At 52.7% G+C, this 25,432-nt stretch carries 28 protein-coding genes; 5 read left to right on the top strand and 23 right to left on the bottom strand.

The window, feature by feature from the left end:
- Positions 1 to 146 precede the first annotated feature (146 nt).
- On the bottom strand, positions 147 to 881 hold the full coding sequence (locus LVD14_RS04020; protein WP_237132743.1) for a DUF1211 domain-containing protein: 735 nt from the start codon (positions 879 to 881) through the stop codon (positions 147 to 149).
- A 50-nt stretch (positions 882 to 931) separates the two neighbouring features.
- Positions 932 to 1,525, bottom strand: coding sequence for a GNAT family N-acetyltransferase (locus tag LVD14_RS04015; RefSeq protein WP_237132742.1), 594 nt, complete (start codon positions 1,523 to 1,525; stop codon positions 932 to 934).
- A 53-nt stretch (positions 1,526 to 1,578) separates the two neighbouring features.
- Between LVD14_RS04015 and LVD14_RS04010 the strand changes: the two genes are divergently transcribed.
- Positions 1,579 to 1,836: a MarR family winged helix-turn-helix transcriptional regulator gene (locus tag LVD14_RS04010; RefSeq protein ID WP_317622696.1), complete on the top strand. Its 258-nt coding sequence runs from the start codon at positions 1,579 to 1,581 to the stop codon at positions 1,834 to 1,836.
- 9 nt (positions 1,837 to 1,845) lie between these two features.
- Here LVD14_RS04010 and LVD14_RS04005 read toward each other — a convergent pair whose 3' ends face one another.
- Positions 1,846 to 2,523 carry a glutathione S-transferase family protein gene (locus LVD14_RS04005; protein WP_237132740.1) on the bottom strand — a complete coding sequence of 226 codons (678 nt, stop codon included), beginning with the start codon at positions 2,521 to 2,523 and terminating at the stop codon, positions 1,846 to 1,848.
- A 264-nt stretch (positions 2,524 to 2,787) separates the two neighbouring features.
- Between LVD14_RS04005 and LVD14_RS04000 the strand changes: the two genes are divergently transcribed.
- The 3 genes from LVD14_RS04000 to LVD14_RS03990 are packed head-to-tail and all read left to right on the top strand — an operon-like array spanning position 2,788 to position 6,017.
- Positions 2,788 to 4,398 (top strand): methyl-accepting chemotaxis protein, encoded by a 1,611-nt coding sequence (locus tag LVD14_RS04000; RefSeq protein WP_237132739.1) that lies wholly within the window; start codon positions 2,788 to 2,790, stop codon positions 4,396 to 4,398.
- Between the two features lie 60 nt (positions 4,399 to 4,458).
- Positions 4,459 to 5,610, top strand: a complete 1,152-nt coding sequence (locus LVD14_RS03995; RefSeq protein ID WP_237132738.1) for a porin — start codon at positions 4,459 to 4,461, stop codon at positions 5,608 to 5,610.
- A gap of 11 nt (positions 5,611 to 5,621) precedes the next feature.
- Positions 5,622 to 6,017, top strand: a complete 396-nt coding sequence (locus LVD14_RS03990) for a phosphate ABC transporter substrate-binding protein (protein ID WP_237132737.1) — start codon at positions 5,622 to 5,624, stop codon at positions 6,015 to 6,017.
- A 50-nt stretch (positions 6,018 to 6,067) separates the two neighbouring features.
- Here LVD14_RS03990 and LVD14_RS03985 read toward each other — a convergent pair whose 3' ends face one another.
- The 7 genes from LVD14_RS03985 to LVD14_RS03955 all read right to left on the bottom strand — a co-directional run bounded on the left by LVD14_RS03985 (position 6,068) and on the right by LVD14_RS03955 (position 13,181).
- Entirely contained in the window at positions 6,068 to 7,603 is a 1,536-nt protein-coding gene (locus LVD14_RS03985) for an amidohydrolase family protein (RefSeq protein ID WP_237132736.1), read from the bottom strand.
- 18 nt (positions 7,604 to 7,621) lie between these two features.
- Positions 7,622 to 8,362: a DNA alkylation repair protein gene (locus tag LVD14_RS03980; RefSeq protein WP_237132735.1), complete on the bottom strand. Its 741-nt coding sequence runs from the start codon at positions 8,360 to 8,362 to the stop codon at positions 7,622 to 7,624.
- Positions 8,363 to 8,383: 21 nt separating this feature from the next.
- Positions 8,384 to 8,704: a DUF1330 domain-containing protein gene (locus LVD14_RS03975; RefSeq protein ID WP_237132734.1), complete on the bottom strand. Its 321-nt coding sequence runs from the start codon at positions 8,702 to 8,704 to the stop codon at positions 8,384 to 8,386.
- Positions 8,686 to 9,261 carry a DUF4269 domain-containing protein gene (locus LVD14_RS03970; protein ID WP_237132733.1) on the bottom strand — a complete coding sequence of 192 codons (576 nt, stop codon included), beginning with the start codon at positions 9,259 to 9,261 and terminating at the stop codon, positions 8,686 to 8,688. Before LVD14_RS03970 ends, LVD14_RS03975 begins: the two co-directional genes overlap by 19 nt.
- Positions 9,262 to 9,265: 4 nt before the next feature.
- Positions 9,266 to 11,119, bottom strand: a complete 1,854-nt coding sequence (gene pepF, locus LVD14_RS03965) for an oligoendopeptidase F (protein ID WP_237132732.1) — start codon at positions 11,117 to 11,119, stop codon at positions 9,266 to 9,268.
- 123 nt (positions 11,120 to 11,242) lie between these two features.
- The gene (locus LVD14_RS03960; protein WP_237132731.1) at positions 11,243 to 12,175 is read right to left on the bottom strand and encodes a surface lipoprotein assembly modifier; all 933 of its coding nucleotides are present in this window, start codon (positions 12,173 to 12,175) and stop codon (positions 11,243 to 11,245) included.
- Between the two features lie 61 nt (positions 12,176 to 12,236).
- On the bottom strand, positions 12,237 to 13,181 hold the full coding sequence (locus LVD14_RS03955; RefSeq protein ID WP_237132730.1) for a hypothetical protein: 945 nt from the start codon (positions 13,179 to 13,181) through the stop codon (positions 12,237 to 12,239).
- A 246-nt stretch (positions 13,182 to 13,427) separates the two neighbouring features.
- Between LVD14_RS03955 and LVD14_RS03950 the strand changes: the two genes are divergently transcribed.
- Positions 13,428 to 14,255 (top strand): MipA/OmpV family protein, encoded by an 828-nt coding sequence (locus LVD14_RS03950; protein WP_237132729.1) that lies wholly within the window; start codon positions 13,428 to 13,430, stop codon positions 14,253 to 14,255.
- Positions 14,256 to 14,335: 80 nt separating this feature from the next.
- On the opposite strand, the gene LVD14_RS03945 is transcribed toward LVD14_RS03950, so the two are convergent.
- From LVD14_RS03945 to LVD14_RS03885, 13 genes are all read right to left on the bottom strand, one after another.
- Positions 14,336 to 15,040, bottom strand: coding sequence for an alpha/beta fold hydrolase (locus LVD14_RS03945; RefSeq protein WP_237132728.1), 705 nt, complete (start codon positions 15,038 to 15,040; stop codon positions 14,336 to 14,338).
- Between the two features lie 26 nt (positions 15,041 to 15,066).
- On the bottom strand, positions 15,067 to 15,633 hold the full coding sequence (locus tag LVD14_RS03940) for a DUF1993 family protein (protein ID WP_237132727.1): 567 nt from the start codon (positions 15,631 to 15,633) through the stop codon (positions 15,067 to 15,069).
- 117 nt (positions 15,634 to 15,750) lie between these two features.
- A complete protein-coding gene (locus LVD14_RS03935; protein WP_237132726.1) occupies positions 15,751 to 16,191 on the bottom strand; it encodes a hypothetical protein in 441 nt (146 codons plus the stop codon).
- Positions 16,192 to 16,337: 146 nt separating this feature from the next.
- Positions 16,338 to 16,556, bottom strand: coding sequence for a hypothetical protein (locus tag LVD14_RS03930; protein ID WP_237132725.1), 219 nt, complete (start codon positions 16,554 to 16,556; stop codon positions 16,338 to 16,340).
- A gap of 99 nt (positions 16,557 to 16,655) precedes the next feature.
- The gene (locus LVD14_RS03925; protein ID WP_237132724.1) at positions 16,656 to 16,979 is read right to left on the bottom strand and encodes a hypothetical protein; all 324 of its coding nucleotides are present in this window, start codon (positions 16,977 to 16,979) and stop codon (positions 16,656 to 16,658) included.
- Between the two features lie 118 nt (positions 16,980 to 17,097).
- Positions 17,098 to 17,595: a GNAT family N-acetyltransferase gene (locus tag LVD14_RS03920; RefSeq protein WP_237132723.1), complete on the bottom strand. Its 498-nt coding sequence runs from the start codon at positions 17,593 to 17,595 to the stop codon at positions 17,098 to 17,100.
- Between the two features lie 161 nt (positions 17,596 to 17,756).
- Positions 17,757 to 18,002: a GNAT family N-acetyltransferase gene (locus tag LVD14_RS15625; RefSeq protein WP_411268266.1), complete on the bottom strand. Its 246-nt coding sequence runs from the start codon at positions 18,000 to 18,002 to the stop codon at positions 17,757 to 17,759.
- 42 nt (positions 18,003 to 18,044) lie between these two features.
- Complete coding sequence (locus tag LVD14_RS03915; RefSeq protein ID WP_237132722.1) at positions 18,045 to 18,743, bottom strand: hypothetical protein; 699 nt, start codon at positions 18,741 to 18,743, stop codon at positions 18,045 to 18,047.
- A 176-nt stretch (positions 18,744 to 18,919) separates the two neighbouring features.
- Positions 18,920 to 19,270 carry a hypothetical protein gene (locus LVD14_RS03910; RefSeq protein ID WP_237132721.1) on the bottom strand — a complete coding sequence of 117 codons (351 nt, stop codon included), beginning with the start codon at positions 19,268 to 19,270 and terminating at the stop codon, positions 18,920 to 18,922.
- A gap of 204 nt (positions 19,271 to 19,474) precedes the next feature.
- The gene (locus tag LVD14_RS03905; protein ID WP_237132720.1) at positions 19,475 to 21,037 is read right to left on the bottom strand and encodes an SIR2 family protein; all 1,563 of its coding nucleotides are present in this window, start codon (positions 21,035 to 21,037) and stop codon (positions 19,475 to 19,477) included.
- A gap of 557 nt (positions 21,038 to 21,594) precedes the next feature.
- Positions 21,595 to 23,427 (bottom strand): transglutaminaseTgpA domain-containing protein, encoded by a 1,833-nt coding sequence (locus LVD14_RS03895; RefSeq protein ID WP_237132718.1) that lies wholly within the window; start codon positions 23,425 to 23,427, stop codon positions 21,595 to 21,597.
- Positions 23,418 to 24,500, bottom strand: coding sequence for a DUF58 domain-containing protein (locus tag LVD14_RS03890; RefSeq protein WP_237132717.1), 1,083 nt, complete (start codon positions 24,498 to 24,500; stop codon positions 23,418 to 23,420). The genes LVD14_RS03895 and LVD14_RS03890 overlap by 10 nt, the downstream gene beginning before the upstream one ends.
- On the bottom strand, positions 24,464 to 25,426 hold the full coding sequence (locus LVD14_RS03885; RefSeq protein ID WP_237132716.1) for an AAA family ATPase: 963 nt from the start codon (positions 25,424 to 25,426) through the stop codon (positions 24,464 to 24,466). Before LVD14_RS03885 ends, LVD14_RS03890 begins: the two co-directional genes overlap by 37 nt.
- Positions 25,427 to 25,432: the final 6 nt, after the last annotated feature.

The following is a 25,432-nucleotide window of genomic DNA, read 5'->3' as shown; positions in this document are numbered from 1 at the left end:
AATCGTCTGCTCTTCGTCTGGATTATTTCTGTCGCCTGCCTTCGGCGAGGCCGTGCCCCCTCTGCATGTCTATTGTGATCAGGGCGGGTGGTATGTCTTGAGATCCGATTAATTTAATATGTTAACGGTACAGTGAAGTATCACCATCAGGCTGACGTTTTGCTGTGTCTGCGCGCAGCAAAACGATCATGCAGCGGCAGGCTCACACACATGGTTATATAAACCCACCCGGCCAGCAAAAGCCATTCACCCTGAGCAACAAGGGCAATGCCCATGCCAGTCAGGCCGGTAAGTGCCGGAATCAGCCAGGCCTCAATTTCGTTACGTGTCTCGATTACTTCGGCTGCATTCAGATTAAGCCAGTCGCGGCGACGGTAGGCATGCATGTAGAGTGCACTGATAAACATGCACATGACAAAAAAGCCAAAACCATAAATGGCAAACACCGCGCGCATTTCTTCCCAGCCCAAGGTAAAGGGAAATGGCAGCCAACCTCCAGAGAAATAACCAAAGGCGGCTGCGAACATGACACGCAGTGGATAGACAACAATCAGGATGCAGCAGACCAGTACCAGCGACAAAAACAGCGCTGTTCCATCTTCCAGCCCATAACGCTGACTCCAGGCCCGGTGGCCCAGCCAGAACATGATGACCTGAAAAAAGCTGGCGATAAATGCCGGGGCGCTAAGCAGGGCGTCGATGAATTCATTGTAATTCTGCGGTACGTCGTCAACAGAAATGACCAGCATGGTCACGGCAAATGCAAACGCTGCATCGACAAAGGTTTCCAGCCGCGTCACCTTGCCCCCGCGAAGCTGAAAGCGTCCGTGCTGGTCAAGACTGGCCAGGCGTTCCTCGGTCCATGGCGAAACGGTTGTCATGTTGTCCCCCGCGTAATGATTGGGTTCTTATACCGCAGATTCCTGAACGACTAAAGAGGGCGATTTAACAGATACTGCAAATGCGCACGCACTTCCGGCCACTCGCCGTTGCTCAGGCTGTACATGACCGTGTCGCGAATCGTGCCATCGCGGCGCAGACTATTGCCGCGGATCACGCCGTCCTTTTTAGCCCCGAGCCTCTCGATCGCGCGTTGGCTGGCGAAATTGAAATTGTCGGTGCGCCAGCCCACGATGTTGCAGTTCAGTGTCTCAAAAGCATGTGTCATCAGCATCAGCTTGCAGGTGGTATTGATATGTGTGCGCTGTGCCCGCTGGGCGTACCAGGTATAACCTATCTCCACACGTTTCACTTCCGGCAGGATGTCGTGATAACTGGTCGATCCCAGTACTGTACCCGTGGCCTCTTCGATAACCGCAAAGGCAAACCGGGTACCCAGCCTGCGCATTTCCAGAGCTTTCTCGATGTAGGCATCGGTTTCACCCGGTGCAGGCACTGAAGTCACCCGTATGTTCCACAACTCTCCATCCGCCGCTGCCTCACGCAGGCCAGCTTCATGGTGGTGGTCGAGTGGTGTCAGCACGATGCCATTCGCGTTCAGAGTGATGGGCTGGATAAAGGTCATTGGCCTGTCTGTCCTGTTCGATTGTCGTCTGCATCAAGTCTACTGGCTTTCAGGTGCCCAAGACCAGCATGTCTCACACACTGGCAGGGCTGGAAAAGCGCGGTCTGATAGAAATGGTACCTAACCCCCAGGATGGGCGCGGCAAGCTGATTTATCTGACAGACGCCGGTCGCTCGTTAAGAAGTCGGGCTGTCGAAAACATCACAGCTGATGTGATGAAGCTGATTCCACAGTTTGGACTCGAAGATGCCCGATCGGCATTGCCCATTCTGAGAAAGTTACGCGTGCTCCTTGATGAAGCACGCAACTGATCTGAATACTTACAGGCCGTAAAGTGCCTTCAGATGGGCCATGAAGTCGGGGCGATTGGCAGCGGCATCAGCACGCACCTTTTTGACGTGTGGACGCTCCTCCATTCGCGCACAATAGGCATCCAGGTTGGGCACCTGGGTCAGTGGATCGCCGCCCAGGAAGGCCTTGCCCACATTACGCACAATCGGCAGGTTCAAAATGGCAGCAATATCAGCCAGCGTGAACTGATCACCATAGGCAAACGTCTCGAAGCTGGACAGTTTTGGCAGTGCCGTCACGGCTTTCTCCAGGCCTTTCTCTACCTCTTTCAGCGCAGTTGGATCGGGCTTGGTGCCCAGCAGCAGGCTTGGAATCAGGCGACGTGCAACCAGCTCGAAATACAGCTCAATGAACTGGGCCAACTCCTGAACTTTCGCGACGTGGAAAGGCGTGTCTGGCAGTAATGCCGGTGTCGGGTAACTACGCTCGATGTAATCAAGAATGGCCCGCGATTCACTGATGAAGCCTTCCGGAGTTTCCAGCGCCGGCACCTTGCCCAGCGGACTTTTGTCCAGATATTCAGGTTTGTATTTGGGACCGGCCCCTGAATAGGACAGCACCTCTTCGAAGGGGATGCCCTTTTCCAGCAGAGCGAGCTTGGGCACGTTGTAATAGTTGCTGGCGGAGAAGCCGTGTAGTTTGATCATTGTTGTTCCCTATCGTTAATTGACCTGTTCGATTGTACGCGCTGCAGCCTCACATGGCGACTCTGGCCATAGGAATCAGACAGTTAGCCCGCCCACCCGTAAAGATTATTCAAAAACTCCTAAAGTCTTGGCTGCGTCCGTCGATTAACCGGTATACCGCTGAATCGAAAGCGCCGCCCGCCCCCTTTCCGCGCGGCGGTGAGCATGTGTCTCATCTGTTCACGGGCCCCTTTTAGCTGCTCAAGGCTCAGATTTATAAACGTTATGAAAAATTTATCGATCGTCAAGAAAGTATGGCTTGTACTCGGCCTGTCAGTAATATCGTTCTCGACAGTCGTTGCAGTAAGCGTGTTTTTTACTGCCAGAAACAATATCACGACCCAGGAAATGGGGGAATTCATGTATGAGACTTCCAAACTGGCGTCTCAAGTTAAAACTGAATTTCGTGCCGTTGATGAGTTTTTTACCCAGGCTGTCACGTTGTCGGATCCCGACCTGCTGGCAACTGCACAACAGAATAACGAAGCCCTGCTGGCCAATATCTCCCGGCTGATAACACTGAATCCAGGGCGCGCGACACAACTCCGATCTCTGCAGGAAGATGCCGCACAGTATGCCGAGATTTCAGCGGACATTGCCCAGGACTTTATTGACGGCATCGTCGACTTCACCACCGTCGGGTCCGATATTGAAACAAAAACTGCACTGTTCGAACGCCTCAACGAACAGTTCAACGAGTTTGAGGAAAATGCCGACTCGCAGTTCTCAATGGCCATTGAAGCCCTGTCTGAGAACATGAATTTTGCGCTGGTATTCATGCTGGTTCTCGGCGGCGTGCTGTTGGCACTGACCATCAGCATTGGACACTATACCGCCAACCGTATCAGTTCATCCGCGCGCGAACTGGGTGACTCGCTGGCCGAGCTTGCCAGTGGCAAGGGCAGTCTGGCCAGCCGGCTGCCAGTCCACGGCCGCGATGAACTCGGCGTCGTGGCCACCGAATTCAACCAGTTCATTACCATGCTGCAATCCTCATTCAAGGACCTGACCAGCATTATCGAACCACTGACCGCCAGCGCGCATAATCTGTCCAAAGGGATGGACCGACTGGACGCGATGACCGAATCGCAGACTTCAGACTCGCAGATCGTTACTCAGAGCATGTCTGAATTGCAGCTGTCGGTTCGCGACATCAGTCAGTCGGCGAGCAATGCCGCACGCAATGCCGAAAGCGGCCACGACCTGTCGCAGATCGGACAGGAGAAAACGTCGACTGTTGTCTCGTACTCCCAGAAGCTGTCCAATGAAATACGGCAGACTCAATCGGTGATTTCAGACCTGGCAGATCGCACCAAAGACGCCACCGAGATTCTGAAAAGCATTAACGATATTGCTGACCAGACCAACCTCCTGGCACTAAACGCAGCCATCGAGGCAGCTCGCGCCGGCGAGCAGGGTCGCGGTTTCTCTGTTGTCGCTGACGAGGTCAGAAGCCTGTCAGTGAAAACATCGAGTTCGGTCACCATGATCCAGGACGTGCTCAAGCAATTGAATGACAACGTTTCGTCGGCTGTGGGAATGATGCGATCGGCCGTTGATGTTGCCCAGCAATCAGAATCGCTGGCCAACGATGCCGGACAGTACATTCTGAAAATCAATAATGAAATCGAGCAGATCAGTCTGCTCAACGCACAGATCGCTGCAGCTACAGAGCAGCAATCCATGGCTACGGAGCAGATTGTCGCCAATACCAATAAAATGACATCTTCGTTTGTCGAGGCTAAAACCATTCAGGTTTCTGTTTACGACATTTCCGACAAACTTCGCAGCCTTTCTGACTCGCTGGTTTCCGTAAGCTCCAAGTTCGAGACCTGATATCAGCAATCACCACCATCTCCTTCATCGGGATTTAACTTCAGTAAAGTAGAGGAAAGCATGATCAAGTTTATTTGTGCGGCTGTTGTCGCGTCTGCCGTCTCTTCGGCAGCAGTCGCGGATGTAACAATCAACGGCTTTGCATCCATCAATGCGGGTGCGACCACTGGCAGCAACGAAAGCCTTTACGGCTACGATGACAAGTTTGAGCTCAAAAACGAAAGCCTGTTTGCCATTCAGCTGCAATCCGACCTTGGCGATAAACTGTCTGTCACGGGTCAGCTGCTGGGCCGCGGTGCTGATGATTTTGATGTCGACTTTGAATGGGCGTTTTTGTCATACGAACTGAATGACCAGACTCGTGTCAGCGCTGGCAGACTGCGCACACCATTCTTCAAGTACTCTGACTTCCTTGATGTGGGATACGCCTACGACTGGATCAGACCACCACAGAGCGTCTATGGTCTGGGTTTTGCGAACATCGAAGGTGTCTCTCTGTACCGTACCGACCAGCTTGGCCGCATGGACTCGAGCCTGCAGTTTGTACTGGGCAACTATGATTCAACAACTTCATTCTCCGGCACCGAAATCGACGCCCAAATCGACAGCATCGTTGGCGCGACCTGGGAACTGACCCAGGGTTCACTGAGCGGACGCGTTGCCTACCTGGTTGGAGAGACCACATTCGATACAGCGCCTGTACAGCTGGCACCGGGCGTAACACTCGGCGGCCTGTTCGGTACACTTGAACAGGTTGGTCTTTCGGCACTGGTCGCTGACCTTGCCATCCAGGAAGACGATTCAAGCTTTTTGGGTTTTGGCGTGACGTATGACAACGGTGACTGGATCATTGTGTCTGAGATCACCAATATCGAAGTCGATAACAGCTTTATCGCGGAACAGGACAGTTACTACCTGTCTGTAGGTCATCGCTTTGGCAGTTTCACGCCTTATATCTCCTACGAGAAAGATGACAACACCGCACAGGTAGATGCCTACTCTGCGTATCAGTCCACACTGCCGGCCCAATTGTTCGTGCCAGTCAAAGGCCTGGTGGACAGTCAGGCCGCAGACAATGACACCTGGAACCTGGGCTTCCGATATGACTTCCATCCGTCGGCCGCATTCAAGGCTCAGTTTACCGATCAGGACAATCAGCTGACTGGCGACCGCCGTTCATTGATCTCTGTCGGCATCGATCTGGTATTTTGAGGAGAACGACCATGTTGAACAGAATTTTGTTACTGATCTGCCTGACTGTCGCATGGCCAGCCTATGCAGATATCGCTGTTATCGTACACCCAAGCAATACAGCGGCCATTGATATCGATGAGCTCAATCGACTCTACACTGGCCGCTCATCAGCGTTGACCGCAGTCAATCTTGCCGAGGGCATGCCGATCCGCTCCGAGTTTGATGAGAAAGGCGCAGGTCGCGCTTCTGCCCAGCTCAAGGCATACTGGTCCAAACTGGTATTTACTGGCAAAGGTACTCCACCCGCAGAACTGGCAAACGAAGCTGCCATGCTTGAGCATGTGGCGGCGAATCCGGATGCCATCGGTTATGTTGACGCCGCCAGCGTTAACGGTTCAGTCAAGGTCATACTGACACTGGAATGACCTGTCTCTGTCGCCCGGCAGGCTCAACTTGCCTGTCGGGCACTGCCCCTTCAGTATGACACCGGATTAAGAATAAACCGCCACAGAATCTTGCAGGCAACGGCCCAGCTTCGAGCCTGGCGTTGCACATGTCGCGATATCTGGTGTATCGCCTCGCTGTCGTACAGATTCCCGTTAAAAACAACGGACTCGATTTGTTGTGTGTTGGTAATATCTTCCAGGGGATTAGCATTCAAAAGAATGAGGTCAGCGACCTTTCCGGCGGAGACTGTTCCGTACTCTGCCTGCAGGTCAAAGTATTCAGCAGACGCCAGTGTTGCGGCATTGAGCGCCTGGGCCGGTGTAAGACCGGCCATCACCAATTGCTCCAGCTCACGGTGTACATAGGCACCGGCCAGGATGTAATCCGTTCCAACCAGTGTCTTCACGCCCGCACGATGGGCCTCGCCCGTTAGCGCCAGACCTTTCTCATAAAATTCGCGATAGGTTTGACGCGCCTCTGGCGATGGATCTTGAGCCAGCAGGCCGTTCACGTCTTCCATCCACTGCCATTTCATCAATGGATGCAGATAACGTAACAGTGGATCCTCCCGCACACTGGCGTCGTCAGCATAGGCGTCCGCCCAGCGCGTCAAATGTGTGGGTACATACCAGGTTCCTGCTTCACGCATGGCTGAGAAAATCGAGCTCGCCATTTCAGGATCATGCTCATCCAGCATGCGCCGGCGGTCTTCGGCCCATTCAGGCGTGCCAGCAAGCTGACGCAGCGATTCACTGCCGGCAAAAGACTCATGCAGAATAAACCGTGCATGCTCGATGCTCTTCTGATTTGCGGCAGCTTCGATCGCGCTGACGGCGAGAGGCCGGTGACCCACCACGTCCATTCCCACCAGTCGTGCCTGTTCCACCAGTGCGACGTATCCGTCTCGGGATATACGGTCATACACTTTGATGGCATCCGCACGATCTGCGTAATGCTGGACAAATGCTGCAGCATGTTCTGGTGTTTCAGTCGCAAAGTATGCCGGCAGCCCAGCGATACGGTCGAGGATAACGGAACCGTTTGCCATGAAACTGGTCGTCGCCATAATGCGCGGCCCGACACGTTGCCCGGCGATGGCTTCGTCGCTCCAGCGGCGCTTGTCTTCGGCACAGGCAATAAACGGGTCACCTTCCTGCGGACAGCCCTGCATGTCGCGAACATTGGTCACGCCATAGGCAATATGCAAAGGCAAATCAAGAAGTGGTGAGATTGCGTAAATGTGGGTGTGCATATCCCACAAGCCTGGTATCAGGTATCGGCTGCTGCCATTGACGATACGAACGTTCTCGGGCAGTTCGACCATTGCGGCATCGCCCACCGCACTGATGCGCCCGCCTTCAACCAGTACTGTCTGCCCAGCCACTACCTGGTTCGCCTGTGCATCAACAACCGACACATTAACAATCGCGATCGGGGACTCAGAATGCGCAGGAGCTGGCGACCTGACAGGCCAAACCACGCCCAGCAGGAAAAGTGAAACACACACAGCCAGTATCGCGCCGATCGCAATAGCCACGCGCTTAAGATAAGAACTGAAGTTCAAGATGTCTCCCGGAGAGAACTAGAGTGTTGCGTTGTAGAGAGTAGAATCGTTATTGTTAAGGATACCAAGCTTTGTTCTAAGGCGCTCGGTGGTCAGGTGCCTGGCCACATCAAACGGTTCACAGGTGCCGCTGGCGGATGTAAATTCAATTGGCCCAACGGTCTGCGCAACATTGAGCGCAGCCTCATTCAAAACAGCATTGCGTTTTCCAATGCCCATCAGTGCCAGGCCCATGGCCATGCGTACGCCTTCGGGCTGGTCATTGAAGGTCTGCGCAATTAGCGCCACATGTTCCAGAAAGAACTCATCGCTGGGTGCCTTCTTTTCCGAGAACTTGGATGTCTCATACAGCAGGCCGTATCCACTTCCGCGTCGCGCTCGGTCACCGTGGCGAATCCACTGGTCCGCCAGGTCTATGGCAAAGGGCGTTTTGGCAAGCGTGGCATCACAGGACGAAAACACATGCGCCAGCATGCCGCTGTGCAGCTGATCAACCTGCTGCTCCGCCTGTTCGCGGGTGATCTTTTTGGGGTCATCGATCAGCAGGGCGATGATACGCGCTTCGTAGATATCACTTTTCCAAAGCGCCTGCGCCAGTTCCCGGTCGCGGCCAATCTGCTTTGCCAGCTTGCGCAACTTCGTAAGGCCAATACCAAAACTTCGAAGGCCACCCCGGCGCTCACCAAGATTGTCCCAGTGCGCGATGCCTCGCTCATCACTCTCGGCTTCGATCAGTTTTAGTACATCCGCCGTCTGCATGTTGAATTTCCTGTGCTGTGCCTATTCCTTCAAAATGGGTCGCAAGTCTTCCAGCTTGTCGAACAGGTGCCAGATATAGTTCTCGGTGCCATTCTCGCGGTGAGGATGCAGATCAGCCAGCGCGGGATCATTTCTGTAGCTCTCAAACGCCTCAATGGATTCCCATTCAACCAGGATCAGGACCGTGCGTGGCTTGATGTCACCCTGGGCGGCCTGACGGAATTTGCCCAGTGAAACAACCCTTCCTCCATGCGCCTGCACTTCTTTGACCGAGCGTTTGGAGTAGGCAATGTATTCATCTTTGTTTGAGACATCGAAAAGATTCAGTGCGTATACGGGCATTCCTGTTCCCCCTTTTTCGTTTTATTGTAGTGGCTCTGGAGCAATTCAAACAATTGCCCGTCTGTCGATGAAGACAGCGACAAAACTGCCTGATAAGGATCCCCGTTGAGCCCCAGCACCTGACAAATGGCAGGCTCCGTTTTCAACCCACGACGTTTCAGTGTCCGGATCGACCTCTGTATGGTTGGGCCACCCAGCCGCACCAGACGCTCCATAACCTGATAATGCCGAAACGCCGCCTGCGATTTCACCAGCATGGGACTCGCGTACACTTCGACCAAAAATCCCAGACTGTGAAATCGACCAACCAGATAATCGTCATTCAGATTCAGTTCAAAGTGCTCTGATTGCCCGAACGCTCCCAGAAATGTCGATGCGAAGGTGTTCTGACAATCGTACTGGCAGACTATGTCGATGTCGCTTTGTTCTGTGTCCAATCCCACAAATATGGTACTGACCACTACTGGTGAGTAGCCCTCGAGTAGCTCGAGGACCTGGCATTCTTTAATGGCCTCTCTGGCTTTCTTGACCCTGTTGTTGTCGGGACTGTTTTCCACAAATCTACAGCAGCGCCTCAATCCGGTCCATCAGATCTGTCATGCGACGCAACACCGGGCCGTATGCTTCGGGCTGCGTCATATCCAGACCGGCTTCGTTCAAGAGGATCTCGTGCGGATAGTCGGAACCACCGGCGCTGAGCACACGAATGAAGTCATCGCGCACTTCTGTATCTCCTGCCAGGAACTGCTCAGCAAACCAGGCCGCACCAGAGATGGAGGTAGCGTACTGGAACACATAGAAGTCATAGTAGAAGTGCGGAATGAAGGCCCATTCCACGGCATAGGCATCATCGATGGTCAGAACCCCTTCGTCGTGACCGTGATAGCGTTTCAGCAGGTCGCCGTAGATTTCTGTCAGGCGTGGACCGGTCAGCGGCTCACCACGCTCGGCGGCCTGGTGAATTGCCAGTTCAAACTCGGCGAACATGGTCTGCCGGAAAAAGGTGCCACGTATACTTTCCAATGCACCACCCAGGTAAAACAGTTTCTCCTCATCGGTTTCTGCGTTAGCGATCATATACTCTTCCAGCAGAATCTCGTTGATGGTGGACGCCATCTCGGCGATAAAGGTGGAGTAGCCGGCAGTCTCGTAAGGATTGTTTTCATTGGCCAGCAGCGAATGCACGGCATGACCCCATTCATGCGCAAAGGTGGACATCGCGTTGTAGTCGTCGGTGTGGTTCAACAACACGTAGGGGTGCACATCGTAGACAGAGCCGTTCATGTAGGCACCGGAACGCTTGCCAGGTTGCGGATGGCTGTGCATCCAGTCCTGCGACAGCCCGTAGGCCAGCAGCTCCAGATAGCGCTCACCGAATGGCTCCAGCGCGGCAAAGGTGATCTCTTCGGAACGCTTGAGGCCGAACTCGCCGGTATCAACTTCAACCAGAGGTGGATAGATATCGTAGTAGCGCAGATCGTCCACACCCAGCATACGACCGCGCAATTGCAGATAACGATGGAACACCGGCAGTGCGTCATTCACCTGACTCACCAGCTGCGTGTAGATCTCCGGTGGCAGACCATCGTCAAACAAATTGTGAGCCAGCACACTTTCGTGATTTCTCACGCGGGCGGTAAACAAATTGGACTGTACCTCGGAAGCCAGCGTGGCACCCATACCATCGGCATATTGATTCCAGGTATTCCAGAAGGTATCGAAGACCAGCTTGCGGTCGTCGCGATTTTCGGCGGTGCGCCAGCGTGAATAGCCTGCCTGACTGAGCGTTACTTCCTGGCCATCACTCAGTGTGACGGTCGGCCAGGGGATGTCAGCGTTGGCATAGTTTTCGTAGATCTGCTCCGGCGAAGACAGCACCAGACCCGCCTGCGCCAGAATTGCCTCGGTTTGCTGATCCAGCGTATGCGGTGCGCGTCTCAGTATGTCCCGCAACATGAACTCGAAGTCAGCCAGACCCGGCTCTTCGGCCAGGAACTGGTTGACCCGCTCCTCGCCCACTTCCAGCACTTCCGGGCTGATCCAGGAGGTCGCTTCACCAAGATTGGTAAACAGCTGGCGGGCCAGGCCAAAGCGTTCCTGGGTTTCCGCCACACGCTGGTCGGCGTCGCGTTCCAGCGAGGTGTAGACGTATGCCCGCACAGCCTCTTTGTTCGTAGCGGAGATTTCACGCAGTGCGCTCAGCATTGACGCCGAGCTGTCGCCCAGCGTGCCCTGCAAGGTAGAGAGATTATCGATGCGTTCCGAAATGGTATCCATGGCGGATTCCCAGGCCGGCACATCGGCATAGATGTCGGTCAGATCCCATTCATAACGGACGGTGTCGTCCTGGGCCCATGCCTGGGTACCCAACAAAACTGAAACGCTCAGACTCAATACGGACAGGGCTTTTTTCACTGCAACGACTCCTGAAATCAGCGGATTTATGCGGACAGATTTAGATATCACGTCCGATAATAGCTCATAATCAGGGAGTTGGCACTGCGGGCAGGTCTTGGCCTGCCCGCAGTTACAGCGTGGTTAGAAATCGTACTCCAGGCTGAGGCTGGCGCGCTCTTCCGAGTAGTTGGCACTGGCCAGGCGTGAGTCAAAATCGCCGCGTTCGATTTTGCCAACCACTGCCAGACGTGGCAGCACCGCCATCTTCAGACTGGCGTCCACAAACAGCTGCGAGTCGTCTCGCGGCGCACCAATAGATGGCGTGTTGGCCTTATAGTCCCGCAGCTGATTCCGCAGGCCCAGCTCCACTTCGCTGTCTTTGCCAAACAGGGAGAACGCGTTGCTGTAGCGCACCCGCACCGTATCCGCCTGATAGGCAAATGCTGGATCACGTGTGCTCTCATCATCGTAGGCATAACCGAATGTCAGCGAGCTGCGGCCCTGGTTGAAGAACCAGAATGCATCCAGGCTGACGCCTTCTGTATCGGCGTCACGAGCTTCAAATCCGGTGAACGACTTGTCGACGATGTTGAAAGCACCGCGCAGATACCATTGTTCACTCAGCAGCTTGCCGGCGTAAATTGACGTCTGGTTCAGCTGCAGAAACTCGTTGCCACCCAGATCGGCATCGGCGAAATAGTGACTGGTGCCCACTGTGAATGCCTCAAAATCGTAGCTGATGTCTCCGAAGAGCATGTGCATGTCCAGATCGAAAGCATCAAAATCCTGGTATCGCTGGGAGCTGAAACTGTAGCCCCCATTGATATTGAGCTGGTCGCTGACCTGCCAGTCGGCATCCAGCCCGGCATCAACAATGGCAGCCACATCGGACTGCCCGCTGGCGCTTTCCAGCTCCGCAACGCTGACGTTGCTGTTGTATTCAGCACCGGCTGAGAGAGTTCCACTGAAAGTCAGTGGTGCATCGTCCTGCGCTATTGCGGCACCGGCTACAAGCCCGCTGGCCAGCAGTGCCACGAATTCTGTTTTCAATTTTGGAGTTTTCAGCTTCTTCATGACTCTCACCATTCAGGAAAAAGCCGGCGCCAGGGAGGCGCCGGCCGTACATACGCCAGTCTTAGCTGCCAATGCCAGTGATCGTGTTACGGACATTGCCGCGCACACTCTCACGCACAGAGCTGTTAACCTGGCTGCTGACCTGCTGACTCACTTCATTGCCAACCTGGCCACGCACATCTTCCTTGACGGTGTTTTGTACATTCTCACGCACACTGGCCGCGACGCTTCCGCGTGCCGATTCAGCAACACTCTGCGACACTTCAGAGCGGACCGCTGAGGACACAGTTGCGCCGACGTCAGATTGAACGGACTCGTTGACCTGAGCCTTGGTAGTCGAAGTGACCGCGGTGCTCACCGCAGCACCAACTGCACCCCGCACTTCCTCGCGAGTGGCTTCGTCGGCTGTGTTGCGAACTTCCTCTCGCGCCTGCTGGGCTGCCTCAGCAACCAGAAGCCCAGTTGCATTAGCACCTGCCTCGGCAGTCGCCATGACAGCGACTCTCGCCGAATCAGTAGCGGCTTCAGCACGCATGGCCGCCGTTTCTGCACGCTGCTGGGCGCTCACCGCCAGGTTTTCAGCACGTTCTACATTGGCACTGGCCGTTGCCTGAGCCTGGACAGCAACCTGCTCTGCCTGTGTTGCAGCCGTGCTCAGGCCCGCCTCTACTGTGCCTGCCGCTTGAGCTGCAGATGATTCTGCTGCCGTGGCAATTTCACCTGCAGTGTCAGTCGCGCTGCGGGTATCTGCATCGGCGCTGGCGTCAGCCTCTGCCTCGGCTTCAACCGAATTACTGTTATTTACTGAAGCGGTGGATTGCTCAGAAGCAGTATCGAATGAGGCCGTTGTGTCTGACTCGGCTTGCACCGATACATTTGTTTGAGCGTTTACAGAAGCGCCAGAGGCATTGTCCTGCGCATGAATTGCCGGTGCACCAATTGCCACCGCGCAAGCCAGCGCGAGCATTGAAGGTTTGAATACATCTGAAATATTCGTCTTACGCATCGTCAATTCCTCCCATTTTGTAGTATTGACGGTTGTTTAACGAATACGGCGAGGGTTTATTCCAGGTGTTGGCGATAACCATCTCCAAAACTCGAGCAAATTGCTTTGGGTACTGCAGCCGCCCACACTGCGCCACCGGCATCCAGCCTGGTTGAGCCTTCTGCCTGTGATCTGCACAAGAAAAGTTTGCGTATTTTTGCCATCTCACTAATCACTCTGCATCAGCTTAAGGTGGCACGGATCCATATGAGCAAATCTACAGGTTTACTACTGACAGCTTTAACCAGCCTGTTCATATCTCAATCGGCATTGGCACAGGGGGGAGATACAGCCCTGGTGCCCCTGCCCTCAATCGACGACTTCACCCGGGGTGAAGATGGCTGGGCATTCGGACTGGGCCTGGGTGTTGAGTATGAGACTGCGTACGAAGGCTCGGACGAGTTCGGGCTCGAAGTCGATCCGGCGGGCTCAGTGCAGTGGCGCAGCGGCGACAACATTTTCTACTTTGCAGGTGAGGCGCTGGGCTGGCGCGGCCGCCGTGCTGACACGTGGTTCTTCGACGCCGCTATTGGTTTTGAAGAAGGCCGCGAAGAAGGCGATTCCGATGACGGCCGATTGAATGGCCTCGGCAACGCCGAAGAAAGTTTTGAGGTTGTGCTGCAAGCACGCCGCGCATTCAGCTCCGATTGGCGGTACTGGCTGGATGGCCGCGTGGTGACGGGAGACAACGGTACGCTGGGCATCTTTGGCGTTGGACGCCGCTTCGGAGAGCAGACAGATGGCACCGGATCTGAACTGGGTGTCGTTGCCGTGATCCATGACAGCGACCGGGCCAATACCGATTTTGGTATCACCACACAGCAGGCAGCGGCATCCGGACTGCCTCAGACGCAACTGAACAGCGGCTTCCGCTCGCTGGGACTCAATTACACTTACCGCAACTACATTAACGAGAACTGGCAGATCTTCGGCGAAGTGCTTTACGAGTTGTATGGCAGCGACGTCAAGGACAGCCCAATCTCACGCAATAATTATGAAGCGGAAGTGGGCATAGGCTTTATCTACGTGTTCTAAACATCTGGCGCAAGTTGCACTCCATTGCGCCGTCTATCTGCGGGTTAGAGAAAAGCACATTGGTTTCTCTAACCAGCTGTTTATACCTGCGAGTCCATGAATACGCCGTTCTTCAGAAAATGAACGACGTTATCAATCACTTCTTCGTTGTGCATCATGAAGGGGTGCGTCACCGGCATTTCAATGAAGTCGGTTTCGTTTTCAAGATGGGCGCTCTCCAATGAAACCTTGCCGTCATCCGTATCCGGTATCAGCACTGACAGGATCAGATTGATTGAGCGTGTCCCGGCGATGATGCCCACCTCAAAATTGGCTGGTCCCAGCGACTGCGGAACATCATGTGTGCCTGTGCCTAGCTGCATACCGGCTGGACCATTGATGAATTCGAAACCGGGCATTTCGCCAAGCTTGTCGACAACTTCGCTGCCCTGATTAGGAGGCCCAAGCATGACCGTGCGGCCCAGTTTTTCTATTGTGTTCTGCGACAGATACTGCCGTACCAGAATCCCACCCATCGAGTGGGTCACAAAATGAATGCTGGAACTTTCCGCGCTATTACAGTGAGCCAGACCTTCACTGACTGCCAGTTCAGCCAGCTCTTCGATCGTGCCGTCCCGCGAGGGATAATCAACATTTACAACCTTGTATCCCTCATCGGTCAGCCTGTCTTCGATATCTGACATTGACGAGGCCGTTCTGGCCAGGCCATGCAACAGAATCACACATTCCTCTGAGTGGCTGGCCATTGATACAAGCAGCAATGTTATCGCGAGCAGTCCTTTCATCGTTCGACTCCAGCAATGCAAGGCTGTCAGCCTTTGGGTATCGTTTCTGGCCGAATATACGGAAACATGTGCGCGACGTAGTCGGCCTTGCCTATTTCCACATTGTTGTTGCGCAAGATTGCATAAGCGATCATGACATGGAAATAAAACTGACTGAGTGACCAGTCGCGCGCGTACTGCTCGGCAGTCAGATCCAGAATCATGCCATTCGGCAGCTCATGCACAAGTGGTTTGCCTGCGTTTACGTCCAGAGCATCTGCCGAGAGCTCCTTGAGTGCCGACAGAGTTTTATCTATCAGGGCCTGCGCATCCGCCAGGGTTCCAGGCTTATCCGCCGCATTACGCCCCTCTTCCAGCAGCTCCTGGACAACTGGAGCCAGCGGCTCTCCCTGGAGCCTGCTGATCGCTTCATGAACCTGAACGCAGGCAAAGCGAATCTGCGTGGAAAGTGGAAACATGTCCGGTGCCAGACGCGCTGACAGTAGCGCCTCGGCGTCGTCTCCCGGCATTTGTTGCTGCGCCTTTGAGAGCCAGCGAGAAAGTGAGCCGAGCATCTGCGTGTAGGTAGGAACGATTAGACTTGTAAGTGACATATACTTCCTTTTTCAGGCTGTTAGGATCAATTGGAGAGACACCACGGGCTGCAGCTCACTCATCAGAACCAACATCTTATTTTTTGGCCTTTGTGGTTGCGATAGCCGCACCCAATGCTATGTGTTGAATCTATCATGTTTAGCTGAAAGGCGCTTTCTATAGGCCAGGAGCAAAGCGGAGAACAGGATGTGGCCGGCTGAGGCGATTATCGCCACGGTAATAAATGTCGGCACAAACCAGCTTACTGCAGTGTCGTAGACGAAATTCCAGTTTGTACCGTTCGCGTCACGAAATATCCCGCCAGGATTTTCCAGCCAGTCCCACATCGTAAATATAAGTGCCGCAATGGAGGCAAATGTAAAGCCGGTGAGCGGACCGAATAACCAGAATTTTTTAAACATGGCGCTGCCTTTAGTTTCTACTGACTGGAGGACGCAGTGAACAATGTTGATTTGCTTGTCATGTTTATCAAAGTTCGACTCCTGCCGCCTCAATAAACGCCAGCCATTTTCTGGCAACCCTTTGCCCGTTGTCGCCGGATAGCATTGACCAGCCATGGATCCGGTTTTCGGCTATTACAATGTGCGCTCTAAATCATCTCTCAATGCGAGCGTACAACCTGTCATTTTGTTTAGAATATCTTCCATACCCAGCTACTCATAACGCCTGTAACAATAAGACTGCTGCGGAAATACTTTTTAGCTTAACTTCCTTCCGATTTTTCCCGCTTCCTATATTCGGAAATCACAGAGCCGATAGCAGCCCCAAAACACATTCCCAGCGATATACCTAAACCAACATTGTCAGTCAGAGCACCAACAGTGACTCCAAAACACAAACCCATGGCCACCCACTGGCTGATAATTTGCGAGCTGATTCCATCACCTGTTGGTTTATCTTTAATTTTCGGTCTGAGTCTCATGATGACCCTCCTCCAGTACACCTATAGCCAGCACCAACGACGCACAGAGCGCAGCATAGGACGTACGGCCGCGTTCTTGCGGCATATTACGCGCGTTTGTTATGACTTGAACTCACGAATCTGAATATGATTACCTTCTGGATCTTTAACATTGCAGATCTTGAAAACAGGGTTGCTCCACTCTCCCTCCATGACTGAACCACCGCATGCTGCGATCGTCTCTCGCGCTTTATTTCCAGATCTTCTGTGAACCACAAATGCTACTACGATGACTGCCACCACTGATAGAACTATGAGATATGCATTGGAAATGGAAGTGAAGGCGAAAGCACTCATTAATAACAATGCCGTGCCGAATATAAAGACGTCCCCGACTAATCCTTTCCAAATATTTCCCAAGATCGATCCTCCTCCTTTGCTCATGTATCCCCTACTAATTCCTGAATATTAATCGGTGACTGACTGGTCTTATTACACCCCTCAACAGCGGCGCGAACGAAGTAAGCGCCCGGGCGCAAGGCGCGCGAACTGTTTGCTATTGTTATGTGCGGTGTTTGGCATAATGATGCACATCAAAAAGTTGCCCGTTTTTTATTACTTCGTTTTTGAGAATGCCTTCCAACTGATATCCGTTCTTCTCAAGCACGCGTACAGACGCTTGGTTAGGAGAAAGGACTGGAGCAAATAGCTTATCCCACCGTCCGTCCGCAAAGACTTCATTTGTCATACGCTCTAGCACTTGCGTTGCTATTCCGCGCCCCCAGAACTGCTCACCTAGCCAGTATCCAATTTCTGCCGTGTGACTTTTCCAACCAGTTTGCGGAGTGATCCCTACGCTTCCGATTAATTCGCCGTGGTATTCGACAGCTTTGGTTATCGCTCCGTTTTCTTGCGATCCAATAGTGATCCACCAAACTGCATCTTCAAGCGTATAGGGGTAGGGGAAAGTGTAGACCAGGAACTGCGACACATTGGCGCTATTTGCCAGCTCAGTTAATCGCTCGGCATCGCTAGCTGCGTAACCCCTCAGCTCAATCATCACCCATGCTCCTTATGCCTCTTTCTTTGCGTCATGCTGTGGGTACATAACGCCGCCACCAGGGGCAAGCAAACTAAGTTTGCGCAGTCCCTGCTGCCTGGCCTTGTAATGTGTTTATTTTAGTTGATAAAAATCTGTTAGTTCATGCTTCGGGTTAGACTTTAAATATGCCCAACCATGCTTTTTATACAAATTACAGCGTGCTTATTAGTTCTGCTGATGGAAATAACTGCAGTAGAACACTGCGTATTCTTTAGACACTTTACAATATACGAATGAATGCGTTTTCCGTAAGCTCTGCCTCTATACGCTGGAGCCAAATAGTCCAAATTTATATATCCAGTATTCTGTGCGCTATATATGCTTCTAAACTGTAGTTGCCCAATAATTTTAGTGCCTTTCCAAATGTGGATATAAAACCATTGTGGCTTGCTATAAGAAATTAACTTTCATTCTATCTGCGTGTGAACAAGGTCCAGTGTTTGATCAATTAGAGCTAGCAACTGCTCAGAATCATTTAGATCATAGCGGAGATTGGAGCGAATTATGCTCATAGCAACATAAATTTCGCGGGGATCTTTCTCCAACAATTCTGCATCAAATGTGAGCTTATTACCGCTTAGCGGTTTTACATACTTAGCCATGATAGGAAGCGCATTACCTCGTAGCATATCCCTGATCTCACTAACTCTCAATATAGTAACGTGTTTCTGCCATACATTCCCCAGGCTCTCCCTTAATTCAGTAGATTCTAAAAGACGCATATATCCTGTGTCTTTTAACTCTTCGAACGTTGCCAAATACACCTCAAAACTTCCCATAATGCTGGAGCTCTGCATTGCATCAAAAAGCTTCTGATAGTCCCCTTCCTCACGCGCCTCCTTGCTGAGTATGGCCAGGCTGAGCTCCAATTTTTCTATGGACAATTCTATTCTTGCAATACTCTCGCTGAGTGCAGCACTGCTTCTCTCAAAGTCTTTTTCAAGCCTAACTAAATATTGTTGCTCTATCGCTCTGTTCTGCCGGTTGTTTTGCCATTGATTGGCCTGCAAACTAAGAAAAACACCAACAACTAATATAATAAATTCTAAGAAAAGAACGCCGTATTTCCGTTCTCTCAGGTAACTTCTTAATCTGCTAAAAATCATTGTGCCTCCAGACACACCTTGAGTGCGTGATACTTTGTGTCGCTACTGACAATTTTTTTCTTGCCGAATATAGAATTCTTGACGTGCTTCTTGGAGTTTTGGTCTTTTTTATATTTTGCTTATATTCGATAAACTTCCAATGCTGTAGTGCTGATCTTAGCCACATAACGCTCATCTCAAGTGCGCGCGTGCGCGTCACTTTGAAGGTGCTTGTTATAAACCTGCTTTAATAAGGTGCCTATATCGCTTTTCTTAAAAACAAAATAGTAACCGCCATATCTGGAGTCTGTTCGCTCTGACTCTGGCACATGATCCGCTTCAAATCTCGCGTACTCAACAGGTTTGCAAGTAAATCCATCCGCATGCGGAACTGAGTCATAAAGAACCTCTACCAATGTTCCCTTAGGAATTCTGCACTCAAAATCACCAGTGAAAGATGCTCGCCATGAGGTTAAACCATGAGTTGCTCTTTCTTGCGTTAATTCAAATCTTTCACCGCCCCTGACATTAGGCTCGACAGTTTTCAATCGGGCCGCCCGCCAATGCCGAAATGGCAGGGTTAGCCGATACCAGAATAAAATCAGGCGGATTCTCAGCATCACTTTCACTCAGGTTTCATAACGCCGCTTACCGGCCCGACGGAGCAGAGCAAGCTTGTGGTAAGTTTGCGCAGCAAACCACAAGCTTGCGGCGCGTAGTGGGTCCGAGTACAGCAACTTGTTAAGCGAAACCTACCAGCCATAAACGGTTTGGTCGTAGTAGCATGACAATTTTCTAAAGTAGCTAGACCCAGAGCAAACCTTATAATCAAACTTATCAATATGTTCATCCAAGAATTGGCGGACGACACTGGCATCAAATTTATCAGGCTTTAAGAAGCTTAAGAATATTGCTGCGTTCTCGGGTGTGCAGCTGTCCACAATTTCCTGTGCTGTGCTCTCTTTGTGATTTTTCACAAAGGACCTTGCATGTGTTTTAGTATGAAACGCATCGTCCTTTCTATTGAGCCATTTGGAAAGATCATACCCAGACCGCTCGTAATCAGCTTGAGAAGCTATCCCGGCTTCACTTAGATATTTGTATACCGGAATATAAGACGACCCCTTCCCTATACTAGGTATTGTGTACTCAATGATTCTTTTTGCGTCAAAGCCGCCATTATTTCTCAGCAAGTCGGTAAATAGGTCTATAGATTTAATGCCTTGATAGCCATACTGCCCAACCTCTTCCTGGTCCTGCTCTGCACGCTCTTTTACAACACCAACACCAACGACAAATTCAATATCATCCTTATTTTCGACCTGATCAATATCTACTACACATATTTTTTCTTCGGGGCTCTGTGTTTTGACAATCTCATACAATTGTTCTTTGCAATACCTCAACACTCTCGCGGGTATTTTTCTTTTAGTTTCATGAATAGCTTCATAAACAGAAGAAAAAGTTTCCGATTTCACTACGATAATGGGAATCCTCACACCATCTATAGTTAAAAATGTTTCAGAAAGTCCTTCTTTCTCTCCCTCCTTCAGCCTTTGCACGAAGATTAGATTATTCTTCAGCTGCTCAGCTGCACGCTCTCCAATGCACTTCGCAATTGATAAAAGTAGAGATGCTATATTTTGATCTGAAACTGAGTACCCAATGAATATGATCGGGTGCTCAACAAATATTGTTATTAATTTTGCAGCTAGATAAGCATTTCTATCATTGAAATCGATATAATCCTCATCAGTCAGAACCAAACTCTTGGACCTGCTGCTGCAGCCATGTATCTTGTATATCTCACCTATTGACTGCGGGTTAGAGAAAAGTAGCTCTTGCTGTCCAATATATACTTTATAGTCCGGAAATAACTCCTCCAACAATCGATCCCAATTTGTTGTTATTATGCCATCCACATTGAGCTGACTTATTAGATTCAACTCTTCTGAGTATTCAGAATCTTTATATTTCCCTACTGATGCAGATTTTAAGTATTCACATATTTCCACTCTGAGCGCAGATGTTTGATCTTTGATCTTTCCTTTATTCTTAGTTCTGCTTGCCTCATATGCCTCGCTTGACCACCAGTATTCATTAAAATCTGCGCTCATTAGCGTGGCTACCATAGGCACCTGCCCATTTGCCTTTGAAAGGTAGTATTCAAACGGCCTTAGACCATCGCAGAATTTAGAAAGTAACCCGCCCCAGTCTTCCAGCCCCAGATAGCGTCTAGAAAATCCGGAACCAACAAAAAGGAAAGGTCCCGCATGAGCCTGCAGAAATATCTCTTTCAGCTCTTCTTTGATCATATTCTTATCTCGATTAATAAACCTTACCGCTTAACGCCGCGCACAGCGGCGACCTTGTAGCGCAGCGAAAAGGGCGTCCGGCGCCGAAGGCGCGAACTGCTGCGCTTTGTTATGCGTAAAATTACTGACCATTTGAAATTGCCTGCTTAATTATTGGAGCTACAGATTGGGCTGTAATTCCACGCTCTTGGCAGTACTTCGTAGCCAGCCACGCCGAAACGGATTTTTGGCTCTTGCTCGCGTTACAGCCACGACAACATAACGCAATATTTTCTCTGGTGATTATTTTAGCGTCATTGATTATGTGCTCCCAGCTAGCCGAAGACCTAACCGACACCTTGGGCGATACGAATTGACTGCCGCAATACACGCACTCCTTATCCCTCTCTCGAACTTCTTTTTCCAGCCAGGCTGGAATGTTCCAATTATTAGCCATCAGCTACTCTGTTCGTTTTTATGCATAACACTTGTATAGAGTTCCAGCACGACTTCCCAATTTACCGCGCACACACACTATCCACAACAATCCATGCAAACTAACCCGCCCCAGACCCAAGTCAATTAGCCAACTGGCTAGTGCGTCTCAACGTCTGCAAAAGCTCAGCCATCTGGTACTTTGCCGCTGCCAGATCCTGATGCCCATACTCAGCATCCGATAACATAATACCCAGATTCCGCCATTGGTCGAGATTTTCTGGCTGGTTCTTACCGACCCGTTCAAGATGCGCTTTTATGGTCTCACCGGGTTTCCGACCGAATCCCTTTTTCTGCAGCCTGGCATTTAACCGCAGATAGCTTCTGACTGCCGGGGACTGGCGCTGGCGGCGCAGATTACTGCCCCACATGGCGCGGATGCCAACGGCCACCAGCAGCAGGGCGAGCAGCCACAGTGGCAGGTTGCCCAGACCCTGTTGCTCCAGCCAGTCGCTGGCGTCTTCGGTGCGCAGATTGCCTTCGTTGTCGTAGATGCTCAGTGACCAGCCAAACGCCAGGGCGTCCAAAGCCGAGCGCACCGACTGGAAGCCGGGAATCTCGGCAAGTGTCAGTCTGATGCGTGTTTCTGTATCAAGTTCTGAACGTGCCTCGCTGCCAAGGGATGACAGCCAGGCGTCCATACCCAGCTCTATGCGCTCTGGCGCGATCGCGGCGGTGGGATCGAGTCGTTGCCAGCCAATGTCTGGGTACCAGGCTTCTACCCAGGCGTGCGCATTGTATTCGTAGACAGACCAGTGGCCGGTGATCGGGTTGTACTGGCCACCCTGATAACCAGTGACAACACGCGCGGGTATGCCAGCGGCCCGCAGCATGAAGGTCATCGCGCCGGCGTAGTGTTCGCAGTAGCCCTGGCGAGTATCGAACATGAAATCATCGACGCTGTGCTCGCTGGTGATTGGCGGGGTCAGTGTGTAGAAGTATTCCTGCTCATTGAACCGCTGCAATAAAGCACCAGTAAATGACCGATCGTCTATATACTGACTGCGAAACTCGTTAATCCATTGACGGGTTCGCGGATTACTGTCGTCCGGCAAGGCCAGATTACGTTCGCGGGTACGTCTGTCGAGCTGCAGCTCGGGGGGCGGCGGTATGGAGGTAACGGGATAGCGCAGACGCTGGCGCACCATGATGTCGGTGACCAGTATTCCGCGCTCGTCACGATAGGTCTGGGGCAACATGGTGTAGGCCTGATGCAGGCCGTATAACCAGAACCGCCATGATGGCTCCAGCGCGACCAGGTACTGCAGACGATCCTGTAAGGGCACGTCGCCCGGAATCGGGTCGAGTGTCAGCTGCATCGGAATGCGTCGTGACCAGGTCCGGCCGTCGAAGTCTTCCAGCACCAGGCCACGCCAGTACAGGTCGCTCGCTTCGAGCTGGGCACTGGCCGCGCTTTCGGTAAAGCGTACGCGCATGGCGAGGTCGCGATCATTCACCAGCTCGCTGACAGCGCCGGGTGTCATGGTTTCACCAACGCCAGTGGCAGCACTATTCACATTGCTGCGGTCTGACCAGCGCGCCCCGGCGGCGATCAGCAACACTAACAGGACCGCAAAAATGGGCACAGCCAGCAGCACCTGGCGCACGGCGCTGCCAAACAGCAGCAGACTGGAGGCCTGTTTGTTGCTATGCATACGCATCAACAGCAGCAGGCTCAATCCCAGGTAGTACGCTGCAACCAGCCAGCTGTCGGCATAGGTCATGGCGCCAAACAGCAATGCAAACGCAAACAGTGGCCAGCGCAGGATCAGGCAGATCAGACAGGGCAGCACCAGCCACCAGGGTTGTGCCTGCAATGGCGGCAGAATCAGCATGATGGCAGCCATCAGGGTCGCGGGTATGACCAGGTCGGCCTGATTGGGCTGGGCTCCGGCTGCCTGTGTATTCATGTCCATAGTGCCAGCGCCTGCAGCAGGGAGTGTTTGTGGGCTTCGCCCTGGTCGGCCTTGATATGCCGCGGCCGCGTTATCCGGTGTGTGCTGTCGGCATTCGACTTTTCGTCGCCCACCTGCGTCGCCGGCAGTGTCATGCCAATGCGTTTTTGCTGTTGGCTGAGTTGCAGCACCTGAAACGACAGGCAGCCGAGAATATCTTCCGTCTCACGACCTTTAAAGGACTCGAAGGACAGATGCACTTCCGGATCGGCTTCCTGGGAGAACTGTTTGGTTTTCAGACCCTGCCCACGCGCCAGCGAACGCCAGGCGATGAGGCGACGACTGTCACCAGACTGATAGCTGCGCAGCCCCAGAAAGTCATCAACGCCCTGTTTCCTCGCACCCGACTGCTGCCCCTCGGTATGGGCCGGAACACGCAGTGCGCTGAGAGGCAGGCTGCACTGCTGCGGCCTGGGATAAACCAGGCAATGCATGGCCAGATCGGGCCGACTCCATGCCTGCCATAGCCCGGCTGGATAACGTGTCCGCAGATGCAAACGGGGTGCAGCCATCAGTCCGCGTTTTTCGGCGGGCGCCGTCAGCGTAGCCGATGTGACAGCGCCGGGTGCCACCTCAAGCGGCTGCACATCTTTAGGCGAGAATCCCAGCAACAAATCCCTGTGCGCACGGCGGCGACCGGCGGCCGACAGGGTGAGCATGAAGCTTGCCTGCTCACCGGCAAAACAGCGTGCGCTGGGATTGCCGGGCTCGGTTGCTTCTGAGGCCTGTAAAGTCAGCCCGCTGAGATTGCGATAACACAACACCAGGCTCAGCAGAAAAAGACTGAGCATGGCGGTGGCCAGCACCACGGTTATTGGGTTGCGATCGGCAAAACCCACCAGCAGGATGGTAGTCGCGCCCAAGGCAAACAGGGCTCCCTGAACGGTCGGCAGTATGTAGATGGTACGTTGGCCCAGCTGCAGTTTGCCGACGACAGGTGTACGCTTCTCCGCCTTGCGTTCGCGCCAGCGGACATCTGGGCGTCGAATGACTCGAGTCAGCCCTGCAACACGTCGACTGAATCCAGTATCCATTGCGCCACTGTTCGGTGATGGGCCGTTGAATTGTCAGAAGAATCGCCCACTGGAACAACGTGGTCAGCTGCTCGCAGCCGGTGATCAGCGACCGCCGGGAATATCGCCTGCACGTCATCCGGTGTGACATGGTCGCGACCAGCCATACGCGCATAACAGCGGGCGGCACGTACTATGGCGAGACCGCCGCGGGGAGACAGTCCGAGCTGAATGCGTTTGCTCTGTCGGGAGAAGTCGATCAGACGCTGGATGTAGTCCAGAACGGACTCACTCAGATGGGTTTCGGACAGGTGCTTTTGCCAATCCTGCAAATCAGTGACACTGAGACAGGGTGTCATATTGAGTGGTTTGAGGCGCTGGTCGGGCTGCGCCAGAAGTTCACGCTCGGCAGTGGCTGACGGATATCCCAGGGACAGGCGCATCAAAAAGCGGTCTGTCTGCGACTCCGGCAAGGGATAGGTCCCCGCCAGTTCGGACGGATTCTGAGTGGCAATGACAAAAAATGGTTCTGGCAGGGAACGGGTTTCACCATCAAGTGATACCTGCCCCTCCTCCATTGCCTCCAGCAATGCACTCTGAGTCCGCGGTGTGGCACGGTTGATTTCGTCAGCCATCAGCACCTGACAGAAAACCGGACCTTCGTGAAAGTGAAATGTCGCGGTCGCCGGGTCGAATACCGAGCCGCCCAGAATGTCGGCAGGCAGCAGGTCGCTGGTAAACTGTATGCGTCGGAAGCTGAGCCCCATCACACCCGCCAGTGCATGTGCCAGGGTGGTTTTTCCCATACCGGGCAGGTCTTCCAGCAGCAGATGCCCACCGCTCAGCAGACAGCACAGTGACAGGCGAGCCTGCGAGTCCTTGCCCAGAATGGCGCGATTGATCTGAGCCAGCGCGTCTGGAATGCGTTGTTGTAGGGTGTCCTGCATCGGGTA

This window comes from Pseudohongiella sp. O18 (assembly GCF_021729085.1).
Classification (GTDB): Bacteria; Pseudomonadota; Gammaproteobacteria; order Pseudomonadales; family Pseudohongiellaceae; genus Pseudohongiella.
Note: the sequence above shows the minus strand (reverse complement) of the source record. Positions and strands in the feature narration are given on the sequence as shown.